Raw genomic sequence first — 15,322 nt, 5'->3', positions numbered from 1 at the left:
CTGTGGCGAGGGAGCTGGCTCGCGCTGGAGTGCACAGCACTGCGCAGTGACTGAAAACCCCTGGCGCCAGTGCCTAGGGCCGATACGCGCCCCGGCGCAAGCGCGCTCCCTCGCCACAACAAGCCCCCGGCCCCTGGGCAATCCCCGTATAATCGCGCTTTTTTCTCCAAGGCTCCTCGCTCGTGGCAAACAAAAGGTACAGCTGCATCGGTTTGTATAACCCCAAGTCACCGGAGAACGTCGGTTCGGTGATGCGCGCCGCCGGCTGCTATGGCGTCGCCTCGGTGTTCTACACCGGCAAGCGCTACGAGCGGGCCCGGGATTTCGTTACCGACACCAAGAAGGTCCATCAGGACATCCCGCTGATCGGCATCGACGACCTGAAGAAGATCCTGCCCCTGGGCTGCATCCCGGTGGCCGTGGAACTGGTGGAGGGCGCCCGCCCGCTGCCGGAATACACCCACCCGGATCGCGCCCTGTACATCTTCGGCCCGGAAGACGGCTCCCTCGACAAGGAGATCCGCGATTGGTGCGAAGACGTGGTCTACATCCCCACCACCGGTTGCATGAACCTTGCGGCCACAGTCAACGTGGTGCTCTACGACCGCCTGGCCAAGGGCAACAACACCCGTTCCGGGCCCAAGTACTGAATACAGCGCCAGGCGCCTTTGCCGGGAACAAGCGGGGGCTTCGCGCAGTCAGCTTTATATCCCCCACTGCCCTTGGAGAACGATCATGAGCGAGCGCAAACAACTGCAACCCATCGAGCCCACCCCGCTCCAGGCCCCGGTGCCTCAGAACGTCCAGGGCTGGGAGCGCGTCGGCTCCCTGGCCGGTGGCGTGGTGATGGTCGGCAAGGGCCTGCGCCGCGGCGGCCTGTTCGGCCTGATCCAGGTGGCCATCGGTGGCGTGGCCCTGGCCCGCGGCATCACCGGCCACAGCTCGGCGAAAAGCCTGCTGGAGAAAGGTCGCCAGGACATGCACCGGGTACGAACAAAGATCGAACGGGCCGGTGATGAACTGCGCAACCTGAAGGCCAGCGCCGAGGCTGCAGAACACAGCGCCAAAACCGTCAGCGTGGATCCGGCCAAGGCGCCCAAGAGCCAAGGCTGAGGCCGGCGTCGGGACGCTTTCAGCGGTGCCGGCGAATCAGTGCAGCAAGGAACTGTCCAGGACCCTGGACGACTCGCCCAGCACGCTTTCACTCAGTTGCACGAACTCGGCGGTGCTGACGCTTTCCAGGCGCATCACCGCTTGCAACACATCATCCAGTGAACGCTTGTTGCGGGTCTTCAGGCGAATTTCCCGATCCAGCTCCTGCAACAGCAGCACCGCCCTGGCGACCACCGCGCTGTCCACCTGCTCGCCTCGCAGGCTGCTGACCTGGTGGCTGTCCCGGACCAGGCGCTTGTGCAGCACCTCGTAGCGCTCGTCGCTGATGCCCCCGGCTCGGCGCAACAGTTCGATGCCGTAGTACTCCGCCAGGCCTTCGCTGATCCAGTCGCTGCGCTGGCTGTCGTTGATCCGCGCCAATGACTGCACCAGCTCCCGCAGCAGTGGGCTGCTGCCACTCTCGCTGACCAGGGGCAAACGGCTGTGCAGGAACAGCGAATCCCGCCCCGCCAGGCTACCGCGCCACATGGGGTCGGCAGCACCGACAATCAGCAGCTTGCCCGGCTGACGGGGAAACACCGCCTGCACCTGGGGCCAGACAAAGGTCAGCAGGGTCAGGATATCCATGCGCCGCATGCCCTGGCCCAGGGGCGAGACCACGCTGACCTCGGTTTGCCCCAGGCGCGTGCGACGGCTGCCCAGGTTGCCGGCGAGCATCCAGCCAGCGGGGCGATCGAACAGCCGCGAGGGGTTGTCGATGCGAAAGCGATTTTTGCCGATACGTGGCCAGGCGGTCTCGATGCTTTTCCAGCCGGCGGGCAGCTCAAAGTCCAGGCGCGACACCAGTTCAATACCGTCCTGCTGGTCCAGGCGGGCCGGGGGCACCAGCGCTTCGCCCCGCAGCAAAGCCCAGTGGGCGGTGCTGCGACTGTCGTAGCTGCCCTGCTTGATGCTGTGGCTCAGGCGCACGCGGTAACTCAGGCTGGCCTTGCCGCTGGCGGGACGCCAGATCCCGCGCTGGCCACCGGCCTCGACAGCCGCTGCCTGCCATTGGCCATCAGCCTTGAAGTCGCTGTAGTCGCCGCCCTTGCCCAGGTCGAAATCCAGGCTGCGCAGGGCCGAACCCTCGGCCAGGGTCAGGCGCACTTCGGCCTGATCGCTCTGGGGCAGGAAGCGCACGTGATAATCCAGATCGACCTTCTTCGCCCAAGCCGATGCGCTCAGCACCAGGGCCAATACGGCCAGCGACAGCTTCGCCCCCACCCTCATACCCACTCCTTGCTGTTGAAATCCTCAAGCTGACGCGGCCCATCCTCAGCCGGCGCGGAAAATAAGATGATCCTCCCAATCCTCTTCCGCCACGCTGCCTTCGGCGAGCATGCGCCCGGACTGGGAAATACGCTCGTGATGCACCGCATCGCGATCGCCGCACACCAGGTGGTGCCAGAGTGGCAGGTCCTTGCCCTCGCTCACCAGGCGGTAGCCGCAGGTGGGCGGCAGCCACTTGAATTCGTCGGCCTTGCCCGGGGTCAGCTGGATGCAGTCGGGCACCGACTCACGGCGATTCGCGTAGTCACTGCACTGGCAGGTCTTCAGGTCCAGCAGCTTGCAGGCGATACGCGTGTAATAGACGCTGTTGTCGTCTTCGTCCTCAAGCTTTTGCAGGCAGCACAGACCGCAGCCATCGCACAACGACTCCCATTCCTGCGAATCGAGTTGTTCGAGGGTTTTGCGTATCCAGAAAGGTTCGACTTTGGCGGCCATGGCTCAAGCATCAGTATCCGAGGGTGAAAAGGCCGCCAGTCTAGTGCCGAAGACCCGGCGGGCCAAGCGCTTACGACTGTCGGTAGTCAGGGGCTTGTCAGCGGGCAATGGGCACAGTAGCTTTGCCCCTCGGACCGACCCACGTCCGTGTGCCATTAACGCTCGACCGCGTTGCACCCGGTAGATCGCGCGGGGTCAGGAATACCCCTTCGCTCAGCTCAACTGCGCCTGCCGGTTTATTCCATCACTCTCAAATGTTGCCAGGAGATTTTCCATGAGCGCCAACACTCGCGTTGCCGACTACGCCATCCACCCGCAGTTCACCCAGCGCTGGTCGCCACGAGCCTTCACCGGCGAAAACATCCCGGAAGAAACCCTGCTGAGCTTCTTCGAGGCCGCACGCTGGGCGCCTTCGGCCTACAACTCGCAACCTTGGCGCTTCCTCTATGCACGGCGCGACACGCCAAACTGGGAACGCTTCCTTGGCCTGCTCAACGAATTCAACCGTGGCTGGGCGCAGCACGCCTCGGCCCTGGTGATCGTGATCTCGAAAACCACCTTCACCGTCCCCGGCGCCACTGAAGAAACCCCGGCCCTGTGGCACACCTTCGACACCGGTTCGGCCTGGGGCCACCTGGCGCTGCAGGCCAGCCTCAGTGGCTGGCACACCCACGGCATGGCCGGTTTCGACCAGGAACTGACCCGCAAGGAGCTGAAGATTCCCGAAGGCTACGCCCTGCACGCGGCCGTGGCCGTGGGCAAGCTGGGCGACAAGTCGACCCTGGCCGACTACCTGCAGGCCCGCGAAGAACCGAGCCCGCGCCGCCCCCTGAGCGAAACCGCGGCCGAAGGCGATTTCAGCCTGTAACAGGCCAATCGGTTGTATAGGAGCAAGCGTGTTCGCGACAGCCACGCTTGCCGGGCTTCGCGAGCAAGCTCGCTCCTACGGCCAGGCCCCTCTCAATAGCCGCGGGCGAAATCCACTTCACCGCGCAACGCCTGCCGGGCCTCATAGGCCCGCAGGTTATCGACGAACAACTGCACCATCAGTTCCGGCGAAGTCGGTGCCGAGCTATGGCCGGTCAACAGCAGGCCCCAGGCAGTCCAGAACGGGTGCCGCTGCGGCAACGGTTCCTGGCGGCAGACATCGATCACCGCACCCGCCAGGTGGCCGTCCTTGAGCGCCTGCACCAGGTCCGCATCGACCACTGCAACGCCCCGCCCGACATTGATGAACAGCCCGGTGGGCTTGAACTGCTTGAACAGCGCCGCGTCATACAGGTCGTGGGTGCTCGGCGTGTTGGGCAGCAGGTTGACCACATAATCCACCTCCCCCACCAGGCGTCCCAGCTCTTCCAGGCCGGCCACTTCGATGAACGGCGCCTGTTCCCGGGCCTGGCTGGCGATGCCGTACAACTTCACCCCGAACGGCAGCAGGAACTGCGCCACGCTCTGGCCGATGTCCCCGGTACCGACGATCAGCACCTTGCGCCCCACCAGGCTCTGGCCCAGGCGGTTGTCCCACTTGCGCTCGACCTCGCTGACCAGCCGCGGCAGCACTTCGCGTTCGTGGCCGAGGATGTAGGTCAGCACATACTCGGCCATCACCTGGCCGAAGATGCCCACCGCCCGGGTCAGGCGGTAATGCCGAGGCAGGCCGTCGGCCAGCAACGGGGTAATGCCGGCCCAGGTGGACTGCAGCCACTGGGGCTGGTGGCCCTGGCGCAGCAGGGTCGCCAGCAGGTCCGGCTGCCCCAGCCAGACCGGGCAGTCGGCCGCCAGCCGCGCCAACTCGGCAGAGTCGCCGCTGCTCAGCACTTCCAGCTCCGGGACCGCCTGACGCAACAGGCGGGTGTAGACAGCGTGATCGTGTTCGGCAATCAGAACGCGCATGGTTCAAACCTTAAAAACGGTGCAGGCAACCACCGACGGAGTTTCGCTCCATCGATCAAGGTGGCTGCCAGGTTAGTCAATTGCACTTGCGCGACGCTCGGGACCGAGCGTCTACAGGTCAGACCGGATCATTGCGACGCAGCAGCTCTTCAGGCAGGTGCTCGATGTACTCGTCTTCCGCCGGTGGCATCTGCAGGTGATAGCCCTGCTTGTCGAGATTCTCCAGCACCTGGTGGATGTCCTCGCGAGACAGCTTGCGCTCGGGAGACAACACCAGGTCGAAAGCGTGTTGCGGCTTGCCGAAGGCCTGCAGCAGGTTTTCCGGCACGCGTTCCAGGGCCTCGCTTTTCAGCACGTAGAGGTACATCTCGTTCTTGCGCGGGCTTTTGTAGATGGAGCAGATACGTTTCAAGGCTGTTCTCCAGCGGTGGCCAGGCTGTCCAACAGCGCCTGGCCCATCAATTCGCGGCGCCAGCCACGCAGCGAATCAGGCAATTGGTAGGGCCCGTTGGGGTAGCCGCTCTTGAGCAGGCTTTCCAGGGTCTTCTTGCGCAGCATCACTTCCGGGGCGATCTGCAGCCGTTCGGCTTCAGCCTGGCCCACCGCCTTGAGGCGCTTGAGCAAGGCCGAGGCTTCGATCGGCAAGGGCTCGGGCACTGCTGGCGGCCATTGATCAGGGCCAACGCTGGCGGCGCGCTTGATCAGGTCGAGCAGGAACTCGCCGTCCTGGCGCACGGTACGCGGGTGCATGTCCTCGATCTTGGCCAGGGCCGAGAGGTTATCCGGCTGGGTCTTGGCCAGGGGCCAGAGCGCATGCTCGCGCACGATACGGTTGCGCGGCAGGTTGCGGGCTCGGGCTTCACGCTCGCGCCAGGCGCAGAGTTCACGCAGCACCACCAACTGGGCCCGGGACAGTTTCCAGGCCAGCTTGGCCTCGCGGTAGAGCTCGTACGGGTCCACTTCACGGCGCAGGTTGGCCACCAGCTCGGCGCCGTCTTCCAGCACCCAGCGGTACTTGTCCTCGGACAGCTTCGGCCGCAGTTCGGTGAACACCTGGGCCAGGTGCACGGCGTCTTCGGCGGCGTAGCTGACCTGGGTCTCCGACAGCGGGCGCTGCAGCCAGTCGGAGCGGGTCTCGCCCTTGGGCAAATCGATGCCCAGGACTTCCTGTACCAGGCGCGAATACCCCATGGAGAAGCCCAGGTTCAGGTAGGCCGCCGCCAGTTGCGTGTCGAACAACGGTGCCGGCAGGCTGCCGGTCAGGCGCAACAGGACTTCGAGGTCCTCGCTGCAGGCATGCACCACCTTGACCACCGCCGGGTTCTCCAGCAGGGCGGCCAGGGGCTGCCAGTCGTCGATGGTCAAAGGGTCAATCAGGTAGGCGCGCTGTCCATCGCCGATCTGCAGCAGGGCGGCAATGGGATAGAAGGTGTCGACCCGCATGAATTCGGTGTCGAGGGCAACGAATGGCAGCTGCTGCCATTCGGCGCAAAGCTGACCGAGGCTATCGTTGTCGCGAATCCAATGTATATCGATGGCCACACGGCTCTCCCTTGAAGAATGGCGCGCAGTATATATCGCCGCCAGGGATTTCCGAGCATTCACCCGACAAGAGCCAGTGCGAAACCCTCTGCGGCCGAGCAAGAATAGTCCGGGAGCCTGGACTAGCCCTGCTTTCTCAGCACATACACCCGCGCAGACACGAAACCGGGCAGGAAATCCTGATGGCCGAGCACCTCAAAGCCGGCCTGCTTGAACTCGGCCTCCAACTGCACCTTGTTCACCAGAGCAGACATGCCGGCCTCTTCCGCCAGAGCCCCGCCGATCTTGAAGAAGGACTTGACCCGAGTGGCGACTATCACCGAGTCGCGGCTGACCCGGTAGAACTCCCCCAGCAGTGCCAGGCGATCTTCACCACGGGCCACATGGGCGAACAACTGCATGCAGATGATGCTGTCCACTGCATTGGCCGACAGGCCGATGTCGAAGGCCGAGCTGTGGAAGGTCTTGACCCGCTTCATCAGGCTGGCCGGGTGATGGGTCTGGGCGTGCTGCAGCATCTCCTGGGACGGGTCCGCCGCCAGGATCACCCGGTTGCCATGCTCCGCCAGTACCGGCCAATAGCGTCCGGCACCGCAGGCCACGTCGAGGATCAGGCCCGGCTCGCCGGCCACCTTCAGGGCATGGCGCACCAGGCGCGCCGTGCGCCAGAGCGTCAGGCGCGCGCCAAGCCCGGCAGGCCGGGGCTCGCCGCAGACGCGGGCGTGCTCCTGGTCATAGCGCCGAGCGAACTCCAGTTCGATGGACGGTGGGGGGTGGGACGGCATGACAGGCGAACTCGTGTTGGAATCCAGAATTGCAGGTTAACCAGTCGTTCGTGAAAAAAAGGTCGAAAGCCGTTCGAAGGGCGATCGAAGATCCAGGCCCCGTATAGCCTTGCCTGGTCGCAAGGCGGCACCAATAATGCTCCGGCCCCTTCTTTTGCCGGCCACTAAAGGAAAGATTCCATGTTGCCCCGTTTCCTGTTCTGCACCCTCCTGGGCCTCAGCGCCCCGGCCCTCAGCTTCGCCCAGACCCCGACCTCGCACCTGGACCAGGTGCTCGAACGGGGTCAGTTGAAGGTCTGCACCACCGGCGACTACAAGCCCTACAGCTACCTGCGCGAGGACGGGCGCTACGAAGGCATCGATATCGCCATGGCCGAGTCCCTGGCCCAGAGCCTCGGAGTGCGGGTGCAGTGGATCAACAGCACCTGGAAGACCTTGATGGCCGACTTCCAGAGCCAGCAGTGCGACATCGCCGTGGGCGGTATCTCGGTGTCCCTGGAACGGCAGAAAAAAGCCTTCTTCAGCCAGCCCCTGGGCATCGACGGCAAGATTCCCCTGGTGCGCTGCGAGGATGTGCAGCGCTATCAGACCCTGGAGCAGATCAACCAGCCCTCGGTGCGCCTGATCGAACCGCCGGGAGGCACCAACGAAGTCTTCGCCCGGGCCCGCCTGCCCAAGGCCAGCCTGACCCTGTTCGCCGACAACGTGACGATCTTCGATCAACTGCTGGCCAAGCAGGCCGACGTGATGATCACCGACGCCTCGGAGGCGCGCTTCCAGCAAAAGCGCAAGCCGGGGCTGTGCGCAGTCAACCCCGAGCGCTATTTGCAATACAGCGAGAAAGCCTTCCTGCTGCCCCGGGACGATATGGCCTGGAAGAGCTACGTCGACCAGTGGCTGCACCTGAGCAAGGCCACCGGTGCCTACGAGCAGGTGGTGAATCAGTGGCTGGCGGCGCCCTGATCGCCCTCCAGCAGCATCTGCCGGAAGGCCTGGCAGGCGGCGCTGCGATAGGCGCCCTTGCGCTCCAGCAGCACCACATTGCGCGGCGCCGGCGGTGAGCGCAGGGCCAGGGTGCGCAACCCCGGCTGGGTACTGGCGATGGAACTGGGCAGGAGGGTCGCCAGGGGGCCGTGGCGGACGATCTCGACAATTGCACTGACCGAGTTGGCCTCGACGGCAATGCGTGGCGCGATGCCCTGCTGCCGGCAATACAGGTCGATGTGCCGGCGGGTGGCGAAATCCGCACCGAGCAGCACCAGGGACTGGCGGCCCAGCGCTGCGGCACTCAAGGGGCGGCGGCCCTGCTCGGGGCATTGCGGGCCGACCATCAGGCTCAGGGTCTCGCTGAACAGCGGCTGAGGCTCGATCTCCGCCAGGTGCCCGCCGGCAAAGGCAATCCCCAGGTCCACCCGGTCTTCGGCCAGAGCCGCTTCCAGGCGGTCCTGGGGCATTTCCTCGATGCCCAGGTCGATACCTGGATGACGCTGATTGAAGCGACTGAGCAAGGGCCCGGTCAGGTAGGCGGTGAAAGTCGGGGTCATGGCCAGTTTCAGAGTGCCACGGCTCAGGTCCTGAACATCGTGGATCGCCCGCCTGGCCGCCTCCAGGTCCTGCAGGGCACGACGGGCATAGGCGACATAGGCCTGGCCGGCATCGGTAAGGCGCACGCTGCGCCCGGAACGGTCGAACAGCGGCGCCCCCAGCGATTCCTCCAACTGCCTGATCTGTTGCGACAGGGTCGGTTGCGATACGTGCAGTGCCTCAGCGGCACGAGTGAAGTTGCAGTGCTCGGCCACGGCCAGCAAGTAACGGATATGACGCAAGAGCATGACGGCTCCAACTATAGGCAGTACTTATGGAAAGCATAATAAACCGATCTTGGACCCTATAGCCGAAAACTCCCATCCTTGCCCCATCAGCGACGCAAGGAGAACCCCATGCAGAACATCATCGACGGCTTCCTCAAGTTCCAGCGCGAAGCCTTTCCCCAGCGCAGCGCACTGTTCAAGCAACTGGCCAGTACCCAGAACCCGGGCACGCTGTTCATCACCTGCTCCGACAGCCGGGTGGTTCCGGAACTGCTGACCCAGCAAGAACCCGGCGACCTGTTCGTGATCCGCAACGCCGGCAACATCGTACCCGGCTACGGCCCCGAGCCCGGCGGCGTGTCGGCCACCGTGGAGTACGCAGTGGCGGTACTGGGGGTCAGCGATATCGTCATCTGTGGCCACTCCGACTGCGGCGCCATGACCGCCATTGCCAAGTGCACGTGCCTCGACCACCTGCCCGCCGTAGCCAGTTGGCTGCGCCACGCCGACTCGGCCAGGGTGATCAATGCCGCCCGCCACCACAGCTCCATCGCCGAACACCTGGATGCCCTGGTACGGGACAACGTCATCGCCCAACTGGCTAACCTGAAGACGCACCCTTCGGTAGCCCTGGCCCTGGCACAGGGCCGGCTGAACCTGCACGGCTGGGTGTATGACATCGAAAGCGGCGCCATCGCCGCCCTCGACGGCAACCATCAGCACTTCGTTTCCCTGGCCGAACACCCGCACACCTGTGCCCTGGCCAGCCACCCATCCAGCGCTGCCTGAACAGCGCCCGTTTCGTCACCCAAGAGGAACCGCCCCATGCTGCAATCACAATTCGCCCAAGCCCCTCGCCTGGCCCTGGCCGACACCATCATCGACGCCAAGGCGCGCAAGAATCTGTCGTGGCAGGAGCTTGCCGACGGCACCGGGCTGAGCCTGGCCTTCGTCACCGCTGCCCTGCTGGGCCAGCATGCCCTGCCCGCCGAGGCCGCCGACCGGGTGTGCGCCAAGCTCGACCTGGACCAGGACGCCAGCCGCCTGCTGCAGAGCATCCCGCTGCGCGGCAGCATCGCCGGTGGCATCCCCACCGACCCGACGGTGTACCGCTTCTATGAAATGCTCCAGGTCTACGGCTCGACCCTCAAGGCCCTGGTCCACGAACAATTCGGCGACGGCATCATCAGCGCCATCAACTTCAAGCTGGACATCAAGAAGGTCGAAGACCCCGAAGGTGGCTCCCGCGCCGTGATCACCCTGGACGGCAAATACCTGCCAACCAAACCGTTCTAAGGGCAGCGGCAAGCTTCAAGCCGCAAGCCTCAAGCTTGCCGCTTGAAGCTTGCAGCTGCTGCTCTGCTATTTAGTTTTTAGGTCGCCCTGCAGACTTTCTGATTTGCCCCTCCCCCGCCCGCCAACGCCTAATCAGCCCCTGTTCCTTGAAGGCCTGATTATGGAAAACGTGCGTGCAAACTCCCGCCCCGCCCTCTGGCTGATGGCCAGTGTGGTGCTGGTGGCGCTCAATCTGCGACCGTCAATGGCCGCTGTCGGCCCCCTGCTCTCGGGCATCCGTGGCGAAATCCCCCTGAGTTTCAGCCTGGCCTCCTTGCTGACCATGCTGCCGGTCATGGCCATGGGCCTGGCGATGTTCTTCGGCATGGGCATCAGCCAGCGCCTGGGCGAACACCGTACCGTGGTCCTGTCGCTGTTGATCATCGGCCTGGCCACGGTCTCGCGGCTGTTCATGGACTCGGCGGCCGAGCTGATTCTCAGCGCGGTACTGGCGGGCATCGGCATCGCCCTGATCCAGGCCCTGATGCCGGCGCTGATCAAGTCGCGCTTTGCCGACAACGTCTCGCTGTTCATGGGCCTGTATGTCACCTCGATCATGGGCGGCGCGGCCATTGCGGCGTCCTTTGCCCCACTGGTGATGAATCACAGCGGCAGCTGGCGCCTGGCGCTGGCGATCTGGGCCGCCCTGGCCCTGCTGGCCCTGGGGTTCTGGTACGCCCAACGATCCGCCCTGCCCCGCCTGCCCGCCGCCAGCGCCGGGCGCGAATCCTTTGTCGGCAACCGTCGAGCCTGGCTGCTGGCGGTGTTCTTCGGCCTCGGCACCGCCTCCTACACCTGCGTGCTGGCCTGGCTGGCGCCCTATTACGTGGAGAACGGCTGGAGCGAACAGAACGCCGGCCTGTTGCTGGGTTTTCTCACCGCCATGGAAGTGATCTCCGGGCTGGTCACGCCGGCCATCGCCAACCGCAGCCAGGATCGGCGCCGGGTGCTGGTGATCCTGTTGCTGCTGATCATCGCCGGGTTCTGCGGCCTGATCCTCAGCCCGCAACACCTCAGCCTGCTCTGGCCGTGCCTGCTGGGCCTGGGCATTGGCGGGTTGTTTCCCATGAGCCTGATCGTCTCCCTCGATCACTTGCCCGACCCGCGTCGCGCCGGCGGCCTGACCGCCTTCGTGCAGGGCATCGGCTACCTGATCGCCGGCCTGTCGCCGCTGCTGGCGGGGATGATCCGCGACCAGCTCGGCAGCTTCGAATGGGCCTGGTGGTCGCTGACCGCGGTGATGCTGCTGATGATCCTCATGGTGCTGCGTTTCAATCCACGCCACTACGCCCAGCACATCCGCTGAAGCACCAGACGTCCGGGAGGCGTTGATGAACCCTGTGAGCTTTACCCAGGCCAACCTCGGCATGCTGCTCTGGACCCTGCTGATCGCCGCCTCGTTCTTCGCCGCGGCCCAGGTCAGCCAGGCCATCGACCCGGTGCTGCTGACCGCCCTGCGCCTGCTGTTCTCGGCGCTGATGTTCCTGCCCCTGCTGTGGCTCAAAGGCACCTCGCCAACGACCCTGGCCGGCTTGCGCGCCCATGCGGTGCTCGGGTTGTTGCTGGCGCTGTACTTCGGTTCGCTGTTCGAGGCACTGCGCTACACCTCGGCCGTCAATACCGGGACCCTGTTCACGCTGGTGCCCTTGCTGACGCTGCTGTTCGAGGCCTGGCTGCTGCCCGGCAACGGCCAGCAACGCCGATTGCTGCCAATGCTGGTGGCCGGCGCCGGGGCCCTGCTGCTGATTCTCAAAGGGGGAGCCGCCGGGCAACTGCCATCGCTGTACGCCATGGGGGTGTACGCCCTGGGTTGCCTGGCCATGGCCCTGTACTCGCCCCTCAGCCAGCGCTTCAAGGCCCACAGCCTGCAGGGTCGCAGCCCGGTCGCCATGACCTTCTGGAACATGCTCTTCGGTGCGCTGTTCCTGTTTGTCACGAGCCTGGCCAGTGGCGGCTGGCGCAGTGGCGTGCTGCTGAGTGGCAACGACCTGCTGTGGCTGCTGTACCTGGCCCTGTTCGCCACCCTGGCGACCTTCTGGCTGTTGCACCGGGCGATTGGGGTGATCGCTCCGTCCACGGTGATTTCCTACATCTACCTGAGCACCCTGTGCCTGACCCTGTTCCACTGGCTGTGGCTGGGCCAGCCTCCCCGCCCCGGAGAATTACTCGGTGCGCTGCTGGTGGCCCTGGGCATGTTCGGGCTGGTGCGCAGCAGCCGACCGAGCACCGCCACGGCCTGAAAATGCCCGCTGCCGGACGCGCATTTGCCGGCAGAAAAGGCGCAGGTCGTATTATCGGAAATTAATGTCCCGATGCTGTCCGCGAATCCCGCCCCCGGGCATTTAACTAGGACGATCGTTCCGCTAGCATCGACCCGGTTTGGCGCCACCGGCGCCAGGTGCCCAGCGGGATGGAACGGATGCTCATCAGCAATGTGCTCAGAAAACTCGACATGCAGGACCTCATGGTCTTTATCGCCGTGTACGAGCAAAGCAGTGTCACCGGGGTGTCGGAAACCCTCTGTGTCAGCCAGTCGACGGTCAGCTACTGCCTGAAGAAACTGCGCAACGGCTTCGAGGACGAGCTGTTCATCCACACCCGCACCGGCATGCGCCCGACCTACAAGGCCACCAGCATGTACGGCCACGTGCTGAAGATCCTCGAGAGCATCAACCTCTGCCACAGCGGCGTCCCGGCCTTCGATCCGATCCGCCAGGCGGTGACCTTCACCCTCTGCGCCCCGGAGTACTTCGAGCTGCTGATCCTGCCACGCCTGCTCAGGGGCTTCGACTATGCCGACCTGCCGGTGACGGTCAATGTGCAGAAGCTGGAGAGCGACATTCCCGCCGAAGAGCTGCGCGATGGCAGTGTCGACCTGGTGATCTGCTTCGGCCCGAACTTCCACCGCAGTCATGCCGACTTCAAGTCGCAGATGCTGCTGGAGGACGACCTGGTGTGCGTCTTCGACAAGCGTGCGACACCGCCCCAGGAACCGCGATTCAGCCTGCAGTCCTTCATCGAGCGGCGTCATGTGTTTCCCACGCCCTGGACTTCGGACAGCAACATGGTGGATGGCTGGCTGGCCCGGCAGGCCCACAAGCGGCAGATCGTCGCCCGTTCCAACAGCTACAGTGCGGCGTTGAAGATGATCACCGGCACCGATTTCATCCTCACCCTGCCGCGGCGCATCCAGGCGTTGCTGGCCAATGAAGCGGTGTTCAATCACTGCGAGGCCCCCAGCGGCCTGCCCGGCTTCACCCTGGACATGCAGTGGAGCCAGCGCACCGATCAGGACAGCGCACAGACCTGGCTCCGCGAACAGGTGGTCAAGGTCTGTGCCGAACTGGAACTGAGCTAGTCAGCGTCAGCTGGTGGACTTGCTGTAGGCCGCACGATCGATGTCGATGATCTCCACGCACAACTGCACCTGAAGCTGGGTCGGCCAGGGCGCCAGGTCCTGCAGCACTGCCAGCAGGCTCTCGGACAGCTGCTTCTTGATCTCCGGCGAACGGCCGCTGAGCAGGGCCAGCTTGACGTGGACGAAAGCCCGCTCGCCCAGGCCCGTACCGACCCGGAACGACTCGACTTTCAGCGCCCGACTCTTGATGTCGAATTCATCGGAAAACTGCCCGGATGCCACCAGCCCGTGGTTGAGCCGCAACAGCGCTTTGTCGACGTCCAGCTGGGGCAGGTTGGCGGTGTATTCCATGTACAGGTGCGGCATGGCAGAGCTCCCGGTCAGTCAGGGGTAAAAGGCGCTCCATACTACACAAGGCCGCCCCCCGGTCGCATTAGCCCTTGGCCCTATTGCCCGGCCGTGGCCACCCGTTCACGCAGCGCCAGGGTTTCCCAGGCCGCCACGAGCACCATCACCAGGGTGGTCAGGCTGCCCAGGGCCAGTGCGGAAAACACCTGGCTCCAGGCCGCCGGCAACAACAACAGCAGCAAACAGCCCAGCCCCGCCAGGTGCGACAACGGCGGCAACAGCCGATCGTTCATCACCCACTTGAACAGCGCGCAGCCCAGCAGGAACAGCCAGGGACCGCCGATGATCACCAGCCCCCCGGCTGGGCTGGCGTGGTCCGGATGCACCAGCACCAGCTCATCGGCCACGGCGCTGACAATGATCCCGGCGACGATCAGCAGGTGCAGGTAGGTGTAGGCGATCCGGGCCTGGCGTCCCGGGTCGTCGGAGTGGGCTATGCGGTGGTGGGCGCGCTCGGCGCCGCTGTCGAAATACACCCACCACATGGCGATGCTGCCCAGCACCGCCACCACGAAACCCAGCACGCCCTGGACGCTGGTGCGCAGCTCGGCGAAGGTCGCGCCGGTGACCAGCAGCGACTCGCCCAGGGCAATGATCACGAACAGGCCGCAGCGCTCGGCCATGTGATTGCCTTCGACGTTCCAGTCCTCGAGGGTCGAGCGGCCCAGCCCCGGGACCCAGAAATACAGCGACGGCGATAGCACTTCGATGGTCAGGGCCAGCCCCCAGCACAACAGCCGCTGAGGCCCGTCCAGCAGGCCGCCAGCGATCCAGAAGAGGCCCGAGAACATCAGCCACAGGAGAATCCGCTGGAAGTTGCGGGTCATGTTCAACGCCTCGCCCCGCACCGCCCACAACGAATAGGCGGTGCGCCCCACCTGCATGAACACATAGGCCCCGGCGAACAGCAGGCCGCGCTCGCCAAAGGCCTGGGGGATCGAGGAAGACAGCAACAGCCCGGCCACCATCAGCACGAACAGCCCGAGGCGGATCGGCAGGGTTTCCGGGTCCAGCCAGTTGGTGATCCACGAGGTGAAGATCCACACCCACCACACCGCCACCATCAGCAGGGCCACCTGCAACGCCCCGCCCAGGGACAGGTGCGCCAGCAACGCGTGGGACAGCTGGGTCACGGCGAACACGAACACCAGGTCGAAGAACAGCTCGACCATGCCAACCTTGCCGCTGTCGTGGCTGCCACGCCCACGCAACAGGGAACGGGAACGACTCATGGACACTCTCCGCAGATCTGAGGTTTGAACAGGGGACTCACCCAGCAAAGCAGCCAGCCGGGAACAACGCCAAGCCGCCGG

Annotated in this window: 18 protein-coding genes; 9 read left to right on the top strand and 9 right to left on the bottom strand. The window is 64.8% G+C overall.

Annotated elements, in window-relative coordinates; all coding sequences use genetic code 11:
• Positions 1-182 precede the first annotated feature (182 nt).
• Positions 183-650 carry an RNA methyltransferase gene (locus U873_RS0109145; RefSeq protein ID WP_025127961.1) on the top strand — a complete coding sequence of 156 codons (468 nt, stop codon included), beginning with the start codon at positions 183-185 and terminating at the stop codon, positions 648-650.
• An 85-nt stretch (positions 651-735) separates the two neighbouring features.
• Positions 736-1,113, top strand: coding sequence for a DUF2892 domain-containing protein (locus tag U873_RS0109140; protein ID WP_025127960.1), 378 nt, complete (start codon positions 736-738; stop codon positions 1,111-1,113).
• 36 nt (positions 1,114-1,149) lie between these two features.
• Here the strand turns inward: U873_RS0109140 and U873_RS0109135 are convergent, their stop codons facing one another.
• Positions 1,150-2,382, bottom strand: a complete 1,233-nt coding sequence (locus U873_RS0109135) for a hypothetical protein (protein WP_025127959.1) — start codon at positions 2,380-2,382, stop codon at positions 1,150-1,152.
• A 45-nt stretch (positions 2,383-2,427) separates the two neighbouring features.
• Positions 2,428-2,877 (bottom strand): YcgN family cysteine cluster protein, encoded by a 450-nt coding sequence (locus U873_RS0109130; protein WP_025127958.1) that lies wholly within the window; start codon positions 2,875-2,877, stop codon positions 2,428-2,430.
• A gap of 274 nt (positions 2,878-3,151) precedes the next feature.
• Here U873_RS0109130 and U873_RS0109125 point away from each other — a divergent pair, with 274 nt between their 5' ends.
• The gene (locus U873_RS0109125; RefSeq protein ID WP_025127957.1) at positions 3,152-3,745 is read left to right on the top strand and encodes a nitroreductase family protein; all 594 of its coding nucleotides are present in this window, start codon (positions 3,152-3,154) and stop codon (positions 3,743-3,745) included.
• 92 nt (positions 3,746-3,837) lie between these two features.
• Here the strand turns inward: U873_RS0109125 and U873_RS0109120 are convergent, their stop codons facing one another.
• The 4 genes from U873_RS0109120 to U873_RS0109105 all read right to left on the bottom strand — a co-directional run bounded on the left by U873_RS0109120 (position 3,838) and on the right by U873_RS0109105 (position 7,097).
• Positions 3,838-4,770, bottom strand: a complete 933-nt coding sequence (locus U873_RS0109120) for a D-2-hydroxyacid dehydrogenase (RefSeq protein WP_025127956.1) — start codon at positions 4,768-4,770, stop codon at positions 3,838-3,840.
• A 118-nt stretch (positions 4,771-4,888) separates the two neighbouring features.
• Positions 4,889-5,182 carry a YcgL domain-containing protein gene (locus U873_RS0109115; protein WP_025127955.1) on the bottom strand — a complete coding sequence of 98 codons (294 nt, stop codon included), beginning with the start codon at positions 5,180-5,182 and terminating at the stop codon, positions 4,889-4,891.
• Positions 5,179-6,312 (bottom strand): ribonuclease D, encoded by a 1,134-nt coding sequence (gene rnd / locus U873_RS0109110; RefSeq protein WP_025127954.1) that lies wholly within the window; start codon positions 6,310-6,312, stop codon positions 5,179-5,181. The genes U873_RS0109115 and rnd overlap by 4 nt, the downstream gene beginning before the upstream one ends.
• A gap of 122 nt (positions 6,313-6,434) precedes the next feature.
• On the bottom strand, positions 6,435-7,097 hold the full coding sequence (locus tag U873_RS0109105) for a class I SAM-dependent methyltransferase (protein ID WP_025127953.1): 663 nt from the start codon (positions 7,095-7,097) through the stop codon (positions 6,435-6,437).
• A gap of 180 nt (positions 7,098-7,277) precedes the next feature.
• On the opposite strand from U873_RS0109105, the gene U873_RS0109100 reads away from it, so the two are divergent.
• Positions 7,278-8,060: a transporter substrate-binding domain-containing protein gene (locus U873_RS0109100; RefSeq protein WP_025127952.1), complete on the top strand. Its 783-nt coding sequence runs from the start codon at positions 7,278-7,280 to the stop codon at positions 8,058-8,060.
• On the opposite strand, the gene cynR is transcribed toward U873_RS0109100, so the two are convergent.
• Complete coding sequence (gene cynR / locus U873_RS0109095) at positions 8,039-8,929, bottom strand: transcriptional regulator CynR (protein ID WP_025127951.1); 891 nt, start codon at positions 8,927-8,929, stop codon at positions 8,039-8,041. The two genes, U873_RS0109100 and cynR, sit on opposite strands and share 22 nt — an antisense overlap.
• 108 nt (positions 8,930-9,037) lie before the next feature.
• Between cynR and U873_RS0109090 the strand changes: the two genes are divergently transcribed.
• The 5 genes from U873_RS0109090 to U873_RS0109070 all read left to right on the top strand — a co-directional run bounded on the left by U873_RS0109090 (position 9,038) and on the right by U873_RS0109070 (position 13,601).
• Complete coding sequence (locus tag U873_RS0109090; RefSeq protein WP_025127950.1) at positions 9,038-9,697, top strand: carbonic anhydrase; 660 nt, start codon at positions 9,038-9,040, stop codon at positions 9,695-9,697.
• A gap of 36 nt (positions 9,698-9,733) precedes the next feature.
• On the top strand, positions 9,734-10,204 hold the full coding sequence (gene cynS / locus U873_RS0109085; protein WP_025127949.1) for a cyanase: 471 nt from the start codon (positions 9,734-9,736) through the stop codon (positions 10,202-10,204).
• Between the two features lie 160 nt (positions 10,205-10,364).
• On the top strand, positions 10,365-11,549 hold the full coding sequence (locus U873_RS0109080) for a cyanate transporter (RefSeq protein ID WP_025127948.1): 1,185 nt from the start codon (positions 10,365-10,367) through the stop codon (positions 11,547-11,549).
• Positions 11,550-11,574: 25 nt separating this feature from the next.
• On the top strand, positions 11,575-12,483 hold the full coding sequence (locus U873_RS0109075) for a DMT family transporter (RefSeq protein WP_025127947.1): 909 nt from the start codon (positions 11,575-11,577) through the stop codon (positions 12,481-12,483).
• A gap of 179 nt (positions 12,484-12,662) precedes the next feature.
• Positions 12,663-13,601: a LysR family transcriptional regulator gene (locus tag U873_RS0109070; RefSeq protein ID WP_025127946.1), complete on the top strand. Its 939-nt coding sequence runs from the start codon at positions 12,663-12,665 to the stop codon at positions 13,599-13,601.
• A gap of 6 nt (positions 13,602-13,607) precedes the next feature.
• On the opposite strand, the gene U873_RS0109065 is transcribed toward U873_RS0109070, so the two are convergent.
• Together U873_RS0109065 and U873_RS0109060 are read right to left on the bottom strand one after the other, a co-directional pair.
• Entirely contained in the window at positions 13,608-13,967 is a 360-nt protein-coding gene (locus U873_RS0109065) for a 5-carboxymethyl-2-hydroxymuconate Delta-isomerase (RefSeq protein WP_025127945.1), read from the bottom strand.
• A gap of 80 nt (positions 13,968-14,047) precedes the next feature.
• Positions 14,048-15,241 carry a low temperature requirement protein A gene (locus tag U873_RS0109060; RefSeq protein WP_025127944.1) on the bottom strand — a complete coding sequence of 398 codons (1,194 nt, stop codon included), beginning with the start codon at positions 15,239-15,241 and terminating at the stop codon, positions 14,048-14,050.
• Between the last annotated feature and the right edge of the window lie 81 nt (positions 15,242-15,322).

This window comes from Pseudomonas sp. PH1b (genome assembly GCF_000633395.1).
GTDB lineage: Bacteria > Pseudomonadota > Gammaproteobacteria > Pseudomonadales > Pseudomonadaceae > Aquipseudomonas.
This window is presented reverse-complemented; position numbering and strand designations above follow the sequence as displayed.

Coding starts and splice junctions, on each gene's coding strand:
- U873_RS0109130 (WP_025127958.1), bottom strand. CDS start 2,877: ATGGCCGCCAAAGTCGAACCTTTCTGGATACGCAAAACCCTCGAACAA.
- U873_RS0109065 (WP_025127945.1), bottom strand. CDS start 13,967: ATGCCGCACCTGTACATGGAATACACCGCCAACCTGCCCCAGCTGGAC.
- U873_RS0109120 (WP_025127956.1), bottom strand. CDS start 4,770: ATGCGCGTTCTGATTGCCGAACACGATCACGCTGTCTACACCCGCCTG.
- U873_RS0109060 (WP_025127944.1), bottom strand. CDS start 15,241: ATGAGTCGTTCCCGTTCCCTGTTGCGTGGGCGTGGCAGCCACGACAGC.
- U873_RS0109105 (WP_025127953.1), bottom strand. CDS start 7,097: ATGCCGTCCCACCCCCCACCGTCCATCGAACTGGAGTTCGCTCGGCGC.
- U873_RS0109070 (WP_025127946.1), top strand. CDS start 12,663: ATGCTCATCAGCAATGTGCTCAGAAAACTCGACATGCAGGACCTCATG.
- U873_RS0109140 (WP_025127960.1), top strand. CDS start 736: ATGAGCGAGCGCAAACAACTGCAACCCATCGAGCCCACCCCGCTCCAG.
- U873_RS0109075 (WP_025127947.1), top strand. CDS start 11,575: ATGAACCCTGTGAGCTTTACCCAGGCCAACCTCGGCATGCTGCTCTGG.
- U873_RS0109100 (WP_025127952.1), top strand. CDS start 7,278: ATGTTGCCCCGTTTCCTGTTCTGCACCCTCCTGGGCCTCAGCGCCCCG.
- U873_RS0109125 (WP_025127957.1), top strand. CDS start 3,152: ATGAGCGCCAACACTCGCGTTGCCGACTACGCCATCCACCCGCAGTTC.
- U873_RS0109080 (WP_025127948.1), top strand. CDS start 10,365: ATGGAAAACGTGCGTGCAAACTCCCGCCCCGCCCTCTGGCTGATGGCC.
- U873_RS0109090 (WP_025127950.1), top strand. CDS start 9,038: ATGCAGAACATCATCGACGGCTTCCTCAAGTTCCAGCGCGAAGCCTTT.
- U873_RS0109135 (WP_025127959.1), bottom strand. CDS start 2,382: ATGAGGGTGGGGGCGAAGCTGTCGCTGGCCGTATTGGCCCTGGTGCTG.
- cynR (WP_025127951.1), bottom strand. CDS start 8,929: ATGCTCTTGCGTCATATCCGTTACTTGCTGGCCGTGGCCGAGCACTGC.
- cynS (WP_025127949.1), top strand. CDS start 9,734: ATGCTGCAATCACAATTCGCCCAAGCCCCTCGCCTGGCCCTGGCCGAC.